We start from the raw sequence: 12,507 nt of genomic DNA, 5'->3' as shown, positions 1-12,507 counted from the left end.
TGGTGCCTGGACTCAGGCGACGCCGAGCGTAATGCGGGCGACCGCGAAAACACTGACGATCCCGCCGAGCACGGCGATGAACTTCACCGTGGTCTGCAGCGCCAGGGCCAGCAGCGAATTGTGGATGTAGTCTTCCAGCACGACCTGCAGGCCGAGCTGGGCATGCCAGAACATCGCGACCAGGAAGCCGACCAGCAGCACCGCGTTCCACGGCTTGGATACCGCGTCGGTGGCGGTCACGTAATCGGCGCCGATCAGGCTCAGTACGAACACCAGGAACCAGATGGTCAGGCCGACCAGCGCGGTGGCGGTCAGGCGCTGCATCACGAAGTGCTCGGTGCCGGTCTTGGCAGCGCCCAGGCCACGCACGTTCTTCAGCGGGGTACGGTACTTGTTCATGCGGCCGCTCCCATGAAGACATAGGCCCAGATCAGGGCGGTGATCACCAGGCTGGCGAAGACCGAGACCCAGCTGCTGCGCACGAAGGCGGGAATGGAGAAGCCGATCGCGAAGTCCTGCACGATATGGCGGATGCCATTGCACAGGTGGTAGGCGAAGGACCAGGTCCAGGCGAACAGGAAGAGCTTGCCGTACCAGCTACCGGCGTGGCCGGTGAAGCAGTTCCAGGATTCAGGACCCATCATCAGGGCGAGCAGGCCGCCGGCAATGATCAGGGCTCCAACAGACAGAAAGATGCCGGTCGCTCGATGCAGGATCGAGGTGGCCATCTGAATCTGCCAGCGATACACCTGAAGGTGCGGGGAAAGGGGACGTTCTCTGGCGGCCATTCGCTGGGCTCGTTATCTCGGCTGGGCGGCGCAATGCCGCGTTGGCTCAATGCTGATCAAAAATCGATGCAGCGTCCGTTTTTTTCCCAATCTCCGTACCGCACCGGATCAAGTCCGCCGCGGCCGCCGATTTCCAAAGGCACTGCCGGCGTCGCGGGGAGCGGTTGCTCCTCCGGTACCAGCGTGCCTTCAGCTTCAGAATCTGGAGTGGGGGTTGTTTGGCCTATCATGGGTGTTCTCGCAACGCACAAATTTTAGACCCCGTTCACGTGCCTGACAACCTGCCCTCCGATTTCGCCGGCTTTTCGCGCCTCCCCGGTCACCAGCTGCTCAGTCTCAGCGGTGCCGATGCGGCCGCCTTCGCCCATGCCCAATTCTCCAGCGACGTCACCGCCCTGCCCCTGCGACATTGGCAGTGGAGCGCCTGGCTGACGGCCAAGGGCCGCACCATTGCTGTGTTCCAGCTGTTGCGGCTGGACGAGGAGCGCATCGTGCTGCTGCTCGCCGACGGCGATGCCGATGCGATTGCGTCGCAGTTGCAGCGTTTTGTATTCCGCCGCAAGGTGCGGATCGAGCTGCGAAACGATCTGGCGGTGGTGGCGAGCTTCACCGCGCCCGAAGCGGCCTCCGGGGCCGCGATTGCGCAACTTGCCGGCGAAAACCTCGAACTGGACCTCGGCAGCGACGTACTTCCGCGCAGCCTGCGGATCGGTGCGGCCGATGCCGTGGCCGGTGCGGCCGACAGTGCGGATATCGCGCTGGCCTGGCGCCAGTCCGACCTTCGCTATGGGCTGCCGCGGCTGGATGCCGATCAGCGTGAACAGTGGACGCCACAGCAGCTCGGGCTGGACCGCCTGAACGGGTACAGCGTCAAGAAGGGCTGCTACCCGGGCCAGGAAATCGTGGCCCGCACCCATTTCCTCGGCAAGGCCAAGCGCGCCCTGCAGCTGCTGCGGGTCGTGGAGGGCACGACCAGCGGCACGCAGGTGCACCAGGACGCGGCGGCGATCGGCACGGTAGCCTCTGTGGCCGGTGACCTGGCCCTGGCGGTGCTGCCGCTGGAGATCGCGCCGGAGCCGCTGTCGGTCGGCGGGGTTGAAGCCGCCCACCTGCCGTTGCTGGACGGTCTGGCGCGGTAATAGACATCGACCGGTGGTCGATGCGTCCGCCCCCCCGCCCCGGCCGCGGTCACGACCAACGCGTGTGACCTGCCGCGCGGCAATGCCGGCCGCTGGCCGGCAACCCGTAACCCGGTAACCCGTCCGCGCCTTACGCGTCGTTCAAGCGCTCGCCGGTCTCTGCGTCGAAGAAGTGCAGGCCCTGCGGCTGGATCGCCACCCGGATCGGCTCACCGACGGACGGCAACGCCTGCGGCGCCACGCGCATCACCAACGGCTGGCCGCCACTGGTCATGTTGACGAAGATCTCGTTGCCGACCGGCTCGATGCCATCGATCATCGCTTCGAAGGCCGTTGCCTCACCGGCGGCGGCCGGCTGCAGATGCTCCGGGCGCACGCCCACGGCGATCGCCTTGCCGACCCACGCCTGATCGACCCGGGCCTGGCCCAGCGGTGCGGTCAGCCTGGTGTCCTGCACGGCGAAGCCACTGTCGGTGCGCTGCAGAGTGCCGCGCAGCACGTTCATCGCCGGGCTGCCGAGGAAGCCGGCCACGAACAGGTTGGCCGGCCGGTCGTACAGCGCCATCGGGGTATCGATCTGCTGGATCACGCCATCCTTGAGCACCACGATGCGCTGGCCCAGGGTCATCGCTTCCACCTGATCGTGGGTCACGTAGATCATGGTGGTGCCCAGCTTGCGGTGCAGCTGCGCGATTTCCGTGCGCACGCTGTGACGCAGCTTGGCGTCCAGGTTGGAGAGTGGCTCATCCAGCAGGAACACTGCCGGCTCGCGCACCAGCGCACGGCCCAGCGCGACGCGCTGACGCTGGCCACCGGACATCGCCTTGGGCAGCTTGTCGAGCATGTCGGTCAGGCCGAGCGTTTCGGCCGCCTCGCTGACCCGCTTGCTGATCGTCGCCTTGTCGTGGCCGCGCAGCTTCAGGCCGAACGCCAGGTTCTCGGCCACGGTCATGTGCGGGTACAGCGCGTAGCTCTGGAACACCATCGCGATGTCGCGATCCTTGGGCGCCACGTCGTTGACCACGCGGTCGCCGATCGTCAGCGTGCCGCCACTGATCTCTTCCAGCCCGGCCACCATGCGCAGCAGTGTGGACTTGCCACACCCGGACGGCCCCACCAGCACCATCAATTCACCATCGGCCACTTCGAAGGTCGCGCCCTGCACGGCCACCTGACCGTTGTCGTAGACCTTGCGAACGCCCTGCAACTGCACTTTTGCCATATCACCATTCCAGTCCGCCCGGTCTCCGGGCTGTTATGCGGAACTGCCTTCGGCCCTCCCGATGGCAGGTCGATGGCGTGGTGCCGCATGACGGCGACCACTGCAATCGAATACAGTCTGCGCATTCTGCCATGTAAACGTTTTCACGTGGCACTATCCGATGGTCGGCCGTGATCGGGATGCCGGGGAGGATGCGATATCTCCCACGACACCCGGTCGGCAGGCCATCATGCCGGGCGGAATCCATGGGGCGTGCTGCACCCGCAACAAGCAGACAACGGACCCCGCCCGACCCCCGAGAACATAGACGAGAAGCGATTGACAACGATGTCACCCGGATCTGAAACTCGAGCGATGCACGACACCCTCTTCCTGTTTGGCGCCACAGGTGACTTGGCCCAGCGCTATCTGTTCCCCTCGCTGCTGCGATTGCTGGGCGACGGCCTGCTCCCCGAAGACTTCAAGGTCCGTGCGCTGGCGCTGTCGCCGCACGATACCGAGGCCTTCCGCGAGATCCTGCGCCCACGCCTGCAGCAGGCCATGCCCATGGCCAGCCAGGACGACATCCACTCGCTGCTGCAGCGCATCGACTACCGTTCGGTGGATCTGCGCAATCCCGAGTCGGTGGCCGAATCGGTCCATGACCTGGTCGACCGCCACTGCGTGAGCTACCTGGCGATCCCGCCGGGCCTGTACATCTCCACCTGCGAAGGCCTGGCCAAGGGCGGCGCACTGGCCGCACCGCACCGGCTGATGCTGGAAAAGCCGATCGGCAGCGACAGCGCCAGCGCCGAGGAGATCATCTCCACCATCGGCCAGTGGATCGACGAAGACCGCGTGTTCCGCCTGGATCATTACCTGGGCAAGGCCGCGGTGCAGAACCTGATCGCGCTGCGCTTCGGCAACACGCTGCTCGAGGCCGTCTGGAACCGCAACTACATCGAATCGGTGCACATCCTGGTCGCCGAGAGCGAGGGCGTGGACGGCCGCGATGCGTATTACGCCCGCTCCGGTGCGCTGCGCGACATGGTCCAGAGCCACATCCTGCAGCTGCTGTGCCTGGTCGCGATGGAGCCGCCGGCCTCGCTGGAGGCCGATCGCATCCGCGATGAGAAGGTCAAAGTCCTGCGCGCCCTGCGCCCGCTGGATGCCAAGCATGCCGCGCGTGACAGCGTGCGTGGCCGCTACACGGCCGGCACCATCAACGGCCAGCCCGCGCAGGCCTACCAGCCGCCGGAAGGCAGCGATGTGGAAACCTTCGCCGGCGTCACCGCGCATATCGACAACTGGCGCTGGTCCGGCGTGCCGTTCCATCTGGTCACCGGCAAGCGCCTGGCCGAGCGGACCACCCGCGTGGTGGTCACGCTCAAGCCGGTCACGCATTGGCTGTTCGAGCGCCCGCACCGCGGTAACGCCACCCCGAACCGGATCACCTTCCAGCTGCAGCCGCAGGAAAACATCGAGCTGGGCCTGATGAGCTCGCTGGCCGGCCCGGAATGGGGGGCGCTGGAACTGCACCCGCTGGAACTGGAGCTGTCCGTACCCACCGGCCTGCACCGCCGCATCGCCTACGAGCGCCTGTTCCTGGATGCCTTCAACGGCAACCACGCGCTGTTCGTGCGTGATGACGAAGTGCGCGCGGCCTGGGCCTGGATCGACAGCGTCAGCGACGCATGGAAGGAAGCCAAGCTGCCGCTGCAGCCCTACCCGGCCGGCGAATGGGGTCCGGAACAAGCTGCCGGCTTCCTGCCCGCCGATGCCGACGCCGACGCTGCCCGTGGTGGCCAGGCATGACGGTGTTGTCCCAGCCGGTCCTCGTCGCGGATATCGGCGGTACCAACGCTCGCTTCGCGCTCGCCGACACCTCGCTGGCCGCGCCGCTGCAGCAGGACAGCATCCGCGAATTCGCCGTCGCTGATTTCCCTTCGCTGGGCGAAGCGGCACGGCACTATCTCGAGCAGATCGGCGCAGAAGCCAAGCGCGGCGTGTTCGCCGTGGCCGGCCGCGTGGACGGTGACGAAGCGCGCATCACCAATCACCCGTGGGTGATCTCGCGCATGCGCACCGCGCACATGCTCGGCTTCGATGAGTTGCACCTGATCAACGACTTCGCCGCCCAGGCGATGGCCATCTCGCTGCTGCAGCCGCAGGATGTGATCCAGGTCGGCGGCGCGGCGTGGGTGCCGGGCAAGCCGGGCCAGCCGCGCAACTATGCGGTGATCGGCCCCGGCACCGGGCTGGGCGTGGGCGGGTTGATCCTGCGCCACGGCCGCTGCTATCCGCTGGAAACCGAGGGTGGCCACGTCAGCTTCCCGCCCGGGACGCCGGAAGAGATCCGCATCCTGGAGATCCTCTCCGAGCAGTTCGGCCGTGTCTCCAACGAACGCCTGATCTGCGGCCCGGGTCTGGTCAACATCCATCGCGCCGTGTGCGAGATGGCCGACATCGACCCGGGCCAACTGCAGCCGGTGGACGTCACCGCGCGTGCGCTGCATGGCGACCCGCAGGCGATGCGGACCGTGGATGTGTTCTGCGCGGTGTTCGGCGCGATCGCCGGTGACCTGGTGCTGATGCAGGGCGCCTGGGATGGCGTGTTCCTGACCGGCGGCCTGGTGCCGAAGATGCTCGATTCGCTGCAGCATTCCGGCTTCCGCCAGCGCTTTGAACACAAGGGCCGCTTCTCTTCGATCATGTCCAAGGTGCCGTCGCTGGCCGTGATGCACCCCAGCCCGGGCCTGCTCGGCGCGGCCGCGTATGCGGCGGATGTGGAACGCGATCTGCCGGGAGGCACCGCATGAATACCCTGGATACGTCCGATCGTTTCACCCTGATCCGTCACGGCGATGCCGATGGCTGGATCGAGGCCGTGGCCGCTGAAATGGCCGCTGAGCTCAACCGCGACATCGCCGAGTTCGGCCGGGCGCGCATGTTGCTCTCCGGCGGCACCACGCCGGCGCCGATCTACCAGGCACTGGCCGAGCTGGATGTTCAATGGGACCGGGTGGAAGTGAGCCTGGTCGATGAGCGCTGGCTGTCACCGCAGGATCGCGACAGCAATGCCTGGCTGGTGCGGGAGAGCTTCCTCACCCGTGCCGAAGGCGCGCATTTCGATCCGCTGGTGCGGGTCGGCAAGCCGCTGCCCGAATGCGTCTACAGCGCCAACCTGCAGGCCCAGCACAGCCAGCGGCCGTGCCTGAGCGTGATCGGCATGGGCAACGACGGCCACACCGCCTCGCTGTTCCCGGGTTCGAAGGATCTGACCCGCGCCCTGGAAAGCACCCTGCCCTACGCGGCGCTGGATGCCACCGGCTGCCCCGGTGCCAATCAGTGGCCGCTGCGCATCACCCTCACCCCGCATGGCTTGAAGCAGAGTCGCCAGCGCCTGTTGCTGCTGCGTGGCAAGCAGAAGCTGGAAGTGCTCAAGCACGCGCTGGAAAGCAACAATCCGCAGCTGTATCCCATCCTCAATGCGATCGATCTCGACGGCGCGAAACTGCGCGTCCACTGGTGTGACTGAGTTGCCCTGGTGTTGTTCCGTTCGCCTTCTCATAGCCGGTAGCCAATGAGCCTGCATCCCAAACTCCATGCCATCACCGAGCGCATCGTCCAGCGCAGCGTCGCCTCCCGCGCCGCCTACCTGGCCGGTGTCGACGCAGCACTGCGCGACGGTCCGTTCCGCTCGCGCCTGAGCTGCGGCAACCTCGCCCACGGGTTCGCCGCGTGCGGCCCGACCGACAAGTCGCGCCTGCGCGGCGGCGTGACGCCCAACCTGGGCATCATCACCGCGTACAACGACATGCTTTCGGCACACCAGCCGTTCGAGCATTACCCGGAGATCCTGCGCGAGACCGCGCGCGAACTCGGTGCGACCGCACAGGTCGCCGGTGGCGTGCCGGCGATGTGCGACGGCGTCACCCAAGGCCGCGGCGGCATGGAACTGTCGCTGTTCTCGCGCGATGTGATCGCCCAGTCGACCGCGATCGGCCTGAGCCATGACATGTTCGACGCCAGCGTCTACCTCGGCGTCTGCGACAAGATCGTGCCCGGCCTGCTGATCGGCGCGCTGGCCTTCGGTCACCTGCCGGCGATCTTCCTGCCGGCCGGCCCGATGACCCCGGGCATCCCGAACAAGCAGAAGGCCGAAGTGCGCGAGCGCTACGCGGCCGGCCAGGCGACCCGCGAGGAACTGCTGGAAGCCGAAGCCGCTTCGTACCATGGCGCCGGCACCTGCACCTTCTACGGCACCGCCAATTCCAACCAGACCCTGCTCGAAGCGATGGGCGTGCAGATGCCGGGCGCCTCGTTCGTCAATCCGGATACACCCCTGCGCGACGCACTGACCCGCCACGCGGCGGTGCGCGCACTGGAAATCAGCGCCCTGGGCGACGACTTCCGGCCGCTCGGCCGCTTGATCGACGAACGCGCGATCGTCAACGCGGTGGTCACCCTGATGGCCACCGGCGGCTCGACCAACCACACCATCCACTGGATCGCCGTGGCGCGTGCGGCCGGCATCGTGCTGACCTGGGACGACATGGACCAGCTCTCGCAGCTGATTCCGTTGCTGGCCCGCGTCTATCCGAACGGCGAAGCCGACGTGAACCGCTTCGCCGCGGCCGGCGGCACCGCGTTCGTGTTCCGCGAGCTGATGGAGGCCGGCCTGATGCATGCCGACCTGCAGACCGTGGCCGAAGGCGGCATGCACCAGTACGGCCAGGAGCCGGCGCTGCGCGACGGCAAGCTGACCTACATCGATGGCGTGCGCGAGAGCGCCGATCCGGATGTGGTGCGTGGCGTGGCCAATCCGTTCGAGTCGCAGGGCGGCCTGCGCCTGCTGCGCGGCAACCTCGGCCGTTCGCTGATCAAGCTGTCGGCGGTGAAGCCGGAGTTCCGCACGATCGAAGCACCGGCGGTGGTGGTCGATGCGCCGCAGGTACTCAACAAGCTGCACGCCGCCGGTGTGCTGCCGCACGATTTCGTGGCAGTGGTCCGTTACCAGGGCCCGCGCTCCAACGGCATGCCGGAGCTGCATTCGCTGGCGCCGCTGCTGGGCCTGCTGCAGAACCAGGGCCGTCGCGTGGCGCTGGTCACCGATGGTCGTCTGTCGGGTGCCTCGGGCAAGTTCCCGGCGGCGATCCACATGACGCCGGAAGCCTCGCGTGGCGGTCCGCTGGCACGCGTGCGCGAAGGCGACATCATCCGTCTGGATGGTGAGGCCGGCACGCTGGAGCTGTTGGTGGACGCGGCCGAGTTCGCGGCACGTGAGCCGGCGCCGAACACCGCGCCGGCGGCACATGATCTGGGCCGCAATTTGTTCGCGATGAGCCGCCGTCTGGTGGGCCCGGCCGATCAGGGCGCGATGTCGATTTCGTGTGGGCCGGCGGCCGATGACGGCAGCATCTGGAATTACGATGCCGAATACGAGCTTGGGCATGATGCCGCGGCGGCGGATGCGCCGCATGAGGGTAAGGACGCGTGAGCTGACGCGGCGGTGGGGTTTCCTGGTTGAGGCAGCGGGATGGCCCCAACCAGGACGCGCCGTGAACCCATCCATGGGGGCTCGTCAGCGCCATCCATGGCGCTGTAACGGTCCTGGTTGGGGCCATCCCGCTGCCTCCCGACACATTCCGGCGCGTCGTTCGCGCTGCAGACATTGATGAAAAGAAGGATTGGAAACGCATGAGCATCGCCGAACATCAGACGCGCGCTGAAACCCTGTTGAAGGCTGCCGGCATTCTGCCGGTGGTGACCGTGCATACGCTGGATCAGGCCCGTGCGGTCAGTGCGGCGTTGTTGGAGGGCGGGCTGCCGGCGATCGAGCTGACGCTGCGTACGCCGGTGGCGATGGACGCGCTTGCCATGCTCAAGCGCGAGCTGCCGGATGTGGTGGTGGGTGCGGGCACGGTGTTGACCGTGGAGCAGATGCAGCAGTCGATCGATGCCGGTGCCGATTTCCTGGTCACGCCGGGTACGCCGGCGCATATGGCCGATGCGTTGGCGCAGGCGCCGTTGCCGGTGGTGCCGGGTGCGGCGTCGCCGACGGAAATGCTGGCGCTGTATGCGCGCGGCTTCCGGGCGTGCAAGTTGTTCCCGGCCTCGGCCGTGGGCGGGCTGGCGATGATCAAGGGTCTGGCCGGTCCGATTCCGGATCTGAAGCTGTGCCCGACCGGTGGCATCACCGAAGACACGGCGGCCGAGTACCTGGAGCAGAAGAACGTGGTCTGCATCGGCGGTTCGTGGATGGTGCCGGGCGGTTGGATCGAGCGCGGTGAGTGGGACAAGGTGCGCGAGAGTGCGGCCCAGGCCGCGAAGATCGTGGCGCGGGTCCGCGCGCACTGAACGAAAACGCCCGGGCATGCCCGGGCGTTTTTTCATCCGCCGCCAGAACGCGGATTACATCGGGCGTGCCGGATCCACCAGACCGTACTGGCTGGCCATGCGCGCGAGCGCGATGTTGTCGTTGATGCCCATCTTCTCGAACAGGCGCGCCTTGTGCGTGTTGACGGTCTTCGCGCTCAGGCTCAGGCGCTTGGCGATGTCTTCCTGGCGCAGGCCCTGGGTGAGCAGCAGCGCCACTTCCAGTTCGCGCGGGGACAGGGTGTCGAACGGCGAATGGTTGCCTTCCACGTTCGACAGCGCCAGGTTCTGCGCGATGCTGTTGCCCAGGTAACGGCGGCCGAGTGCGGCATCACGCACCGCGCGCAGCAGTTCCTGTGCATCGCAGGCCTTGCCGATGTAGCCGGACGCGCCGGCTTCGAGCAGGCGCTTGGGCATCGGGCCATCTTCAAGGACGGAGACGATCACCACGCGGGTGCCGTGATCGCCACGGACCACGCGCTCGGTGACCTCCATGCCGCTCACGCCCGGCAGGTGCAGATCGCACAGCACGACGTCGGGCCGCAGGCGGCGGATATCCGGCAGCGCATCTTCACCGCTCTCCGCCTCACCGACCACCTCGATGTCGGTCTCGTTGGAGAGGATCATCTTCATGCCCGTACGCACCAGAGCATGATCGTCCACCAGATACACTCGAATTGTCATCCGCCAACCTCGTCAAACACTGTGAACGGGGGCAAGCCTAGCTGCGCTATGTGGCGATCACAAGGAACCGGGTTCCCCATCATCGCGTTCTGGTCCGCGCATCACAGACGTGCTGTCCTGCCCCTCCCCCTGCGCCTCTCATCCTAGCCTGTTCCAAAGGGACAGCCTATCGATGCGGCCGGCCTTCATGCCGTTTTCGGCCAGTTTACCGCCGTAATGCCCTCAGTGGCGGTGCCGCCACGGATGCCGGCGGCGGAACATGACCAGGAAGCAGCCGACCACCCACACCAGGGCGGCACACCAGCCGGCCAGGATGTCGGAGGGGTAATGCACCCCCAGGTACATGCGCGAGATGCTCACCAGGACCGCAAATGTAAGTGCGGCAAGGGCCACCGGCCAGCGCCAGCGGGTGTTCCAGGCCAGCAGCACCAGCGTGACGGCCAAGGTCATCGAGCCCATGGCGTGGCCGCTGGGGAAGCTGAAGGTGCTCTCCGGGGCAATGGACTCCCACAGGCTGGGCCGGTCGCGCTGGAAAAAGCGCTTGCTGCCCAGGTTCAACAGCGCCGAGCCGGCGAAGCAGATCGCGACAAAACTGGCCTCGCGCCAGCGTTTGCGCCACGCCAGCAGGCCCACGATCAGCACGTCGGCCGGAATCAGGAACCACTCGTAGCCCAGCTTGGACAGCAGCACGAAGAAGCGGTCCAGGCCCGGCGAATGCAGGGCGTGCAGCTTCCACAACAGCAGGTCGTCGAAGTAGATCGCCTCCAGGGCGTGCACTTCATCGGCCAGGGCCACGAAGCCCGCCAACGGCAGCAGCACGCCCACGAACAGCAGCACGAAGCGCCAGGCGTTGCGGCTCATCCAGTGGCGGACGCCGGCGGCCGGCTCCGGCGCGGCCAGCACCGCCGGCTTATCCAACGCGTCGGACATAGGTGCGTTCGACGTACTCATCGATCAGCGTGACGAAGTCCTGGGCGATGTTCTCGCCGCGCAGGGTGACCGTCTTTTCGCCATCCACGAACACCGGCGCGGCCGGCGTTTCACCGGTGCCCGGCAGCGAGATGCCGATGTTGGCATGGCGCGATTCGCCCGGCCCGTTGACGATGCAGCCCATGACCGCCAGGGTCATGTTCTCCGCACCCGGGTGGCTCACCTTCCAGACCGGCATTTTCTCGCGCACGTGGTTCTGCACGACCTTGGCCAGCTCCTGGAAGAACTCCGAGGTGGTCCGGCCGCAGCCGGGGCAGGCCGTGACCAGCGGGGTGAAGGCACGCTGCCCGGTGGTCTGCAGCAGTTCCTGCGCCACGATCACTTCGGCCGTGCGCGACTGGCCCGGTTCGGGGGTCAGCGAGATACGGATGGTGTCGCCGATGCCTTCCTGCAGCAGCACCGCCAGCGCCGCCGAAGAGGCGACGATGCCCTTGCTGCCGATGCCGGCTTCGGTCAGGCCCAGGTGCAGGGCGAAGTCCGAGCGCTGGGCCAGGTCGCGGTACACCGCAATCAGCTCCTGCACGCCGCTGACCTTGGCCGACAGCACGATGCGATCGCGTGGCAGGCCCAGTTCCACGGCGGTCTGCGCCGAATCCAGCGCCGAGCGGATCAGCGCCTCCCGCAGCACGCGCCCGGCATCCCAGGGCTGCGCGCGCTGGCTGTTCTCGTCCATCAGGCGCGCGGCCAGGGACTGGTCCAGCGAGCCCCAGTTGGCACCGATGCGGACCGGCTTGTCGTAGCGGATCGCAAACTCGATCAGCTGCGCGAACTGGGTGTCTTTCTTCTTGCCGAAACCCACGTTGCCCGGATTGATCCGGTACTTGGCCAGCGCTTCGGCGCAGGCCGGCTCCTGGGTCAGCAGCTGATGGCCGTTGTAATGGAAGTCGCCGATGAGCGGGACATCGATCCCCATCATCTGCAGCTTCTCCACGATCCGCGGGATGGCCGCGGCCGACTCGGGATTGTTGACGGTCAACCGCACCATCTCCGAGCCCGCGCGCCACAGTTCGGCCACCTGCTTCACGCTGGAGGCGACATCGGCGGTGTCGGTATTGGTCATGGACTGCACCACCACGGGATGGCCCCCGCCCACGACCACGCCGCCGATATGAACGGGATTGGTCTGGCGGCGGGCCCACACGGCGGAGTCGGCGGGTTGGGTCGGTCGGGTCACGGCGTCATGCATCCGCCTATTTTAGCGCGCCCAGCGCACAGGTAGGTGCCCAGCGTTGGTTGGCACTCATGTTCAGCGCCCGTCGTGCGCCGCCTACCCCGGATGCGGCCTATTGTCGCAGGCAGGTCCTGGCCGGAGCGCATACGATGTGCG

General features: G+C 67.0%; 13 protein-coding genes. 6 read left to right on the top strand and 7 right to left on the bottom strand.

The annotated features are described in order from the left end of the window. Positions 1–12: 12 nt before the first annotated feature. From sdhD to ACW6W5_RS08780, 3 genes are read right to left on the bottom strand one after another with little or no spacing between them, the layout of a single operon-like run. Positions 13–399, bottom strand: coding sequence for a succinate dehydrogenase, hydrophobic membrane anchor protein (gene sdhD, locus ACW6W5_RS08790; RefSeq protein WP_121041868.1), 387 nt, complete (start codon positions 397–399; stop codon positions 13–15). After that, a complete protein-coding gene (sdhC, locus tag ACW6W5_RS08785; protein WP_046273608.1) occupies positions 396–788 on the bottom strand; it encodes a succinate dehydrogenase, cytochrome b556 subunit in 393 nt (130 codons plus the stop codon). The genes sdhD and sdhC overlap by 4 nt, the downstream gene beginning before the upstream one ends. Before the next feature lie 56 nt (positions 789–844). After that, on the bottom strand, positions 845–1,018 hold the full coding sequence (locus tag ACW6W5_RS08780; RefSeq protein WP_102788321.1) for a DUF1674 domain-containing protein: 174 nt from the start codon (positions 1,016–1,018) through the stop codon (positions 845–847). A 39-nt stretch (positions 1,019–1,057) separates the two neighbouring features. On the opposite strand from ACW6W5_RS08780, the gene ygfZ reads away from it, so the two are divergent. Continuing rightward, complete coding sequence (gene ygfZ, locus ACW6W5_RS08775; protein ID WP_152151560.1) at positions 1,058–1,927, top strand: CAF17-like 4Fe-4S cluster assembly/insertion protein YgfZ; 870 nt, start codon at positions 1,058–1,060, stop codon at positions 1,925–1,927. Between the two features lie 130 nt (positions 1,928–2,057). Here ygfZ and ACW6W5_RS08770 read toward each other — a convergent pair whose 3' ends face one another. Beyond that, on the bottom strand, positions 2,058–3,149 hold the full coding sequence (locus ACW6W5_RS08770; protein WP_152151558.1) for an ABC transporter ATP-binding protein: 1,092 nt from the start codon (positions 3,147–3,149) through the stop codon (positions 2,058–2,060). A gap of 354 nt (positions 3,150–3,503) precedes the next feature. Between ACW6W5_RS08770 and zwf the strand changes: the two genes are divergently transcribed. From zwf to ACW6W5_RS08745, 5 genes are all read left to right on the top strand, one after another. After that, a complete protein-coding gene (zwf, locus tag ACW6W5_RS08765) occupies positions 3,504–4,943 on the top strand; it encodes a glucose-6-phosphate dehydrogenase (RefSeq protein WP_121041862.1) in 1,440 nt (479 codons plus the stop codon). Further along, the gene (gene glk / locus ACW6W5_RS08760) at positions 4,940–5,947 is read left to right on the top strand and encodes a glucokinase (RefSeq protein ID WP_121041860.1); all 1,008 of its coding nucleotides are present in this window, start codon (positions 4,940–4,942) and stop codon (positions 5,945–5,947) included. The genes zwf and glk overlap by 4 nt, the downstream gene beginning before the upstream one ends. Beyond that, entirely contained in the window at positions 5,944–6,666 is a 723-nt protein-coding gene (pgl, locus tag ACW6W5_RS08755) for a 6-phosphogluconolactonase (protein WP_123728961.1), read from the top strand. Before glk ends, pgl begins: the two co-directional genes overlap by 4 nt. A 45-nt stretch (positions 6,667–6,711) precedes the next feature. Beyond that, positions 6,712–8,628: a phosphogluconate dehydratase gene (edd, locus tag ACW6W5_RS08750; RefSeq protein ID WP_152151556.1), complete on the top strand. Its 1,917-nt coding sequence runs from the start codon at positions 6,712–6,714 to the stop codon at positions 8,626–8,628. Between the two features lie 200 nt (positions 8,629–8,828). Then, positions 8,829–9,488, top strand: coding sequence for a bifunctional 4-hydroxy-2-oxoglutarate aldolase/2-dehydro-3-deoxy-phosphogluconate aldolase (locus tag ACW6W5_RS08745; protein WP_152151554.1), 660 nt, complete (start codon positions 8,829–8,831; stop codon positions 9,486–9,488). A 54-nt stretch (positions 9,489–9,542) separates the two neighbouring features. Here ACW6W5_RS08745 and ACW6W5_RS08740 read toward each other — a convergent pair whose 3' ends face one another. The 3 genes from ACW6W5_RS08740 to ispG form a co-directional block, all read right to left on the bottom strand. After that, positions 9,543–10,190 carry a response regulator gene (locus tag ACW6W5_RS08740; RefSeq protein WP_019183265.1) on the bottom strand — a complete coding sequence of 216 codons (648 nt, stop codon included), beginning with the start codon at positions 10,188–10,190 and terminating at the stop codon, positions 9,543–9,545. A gap of 222 nt (positions 10,191–10,412) precedes the next feature. Continuing rightward, complete coding sequence (locus tag ACW6W5_RS08735; protein ID WP_121041851.1) at positions 10,413–11,120, bottom strand: phosphatase PAP2 family protein; 708 nt, start codon at positions 11,118–11,120, stop codon at positions 10,413–10,415. Then, positions 11,101–12,366: a flavodoxin-dependent (E)-4-hydroxy-3-methylbut-2-enyl-diphosphate synthase gene (gene ispG / locus ACW6W5_RS08730; RefSeq protein WP_152151551.1), complete on the bottom strand. Its 1,266-nt coding sequence runs from the start codon at positions 12,364–12,366 to the stop codon at positions 11,101–11,103. The genes ACW6W5_RS08735 and ispG overlap by 20 nt, the downstream gene beginning before the upstream one ends. Between the last annotated feature and the right edge of the window lie 141 nt (positions 12,367–12,507).

The organism is Stenotrophomonas sp. IS26, from assembly GCF_054188265.1.
Note: the sequence above shows the minus strand (reverse complement) of the source record. Positions and strands in the feature narration are given on the sequence as shown.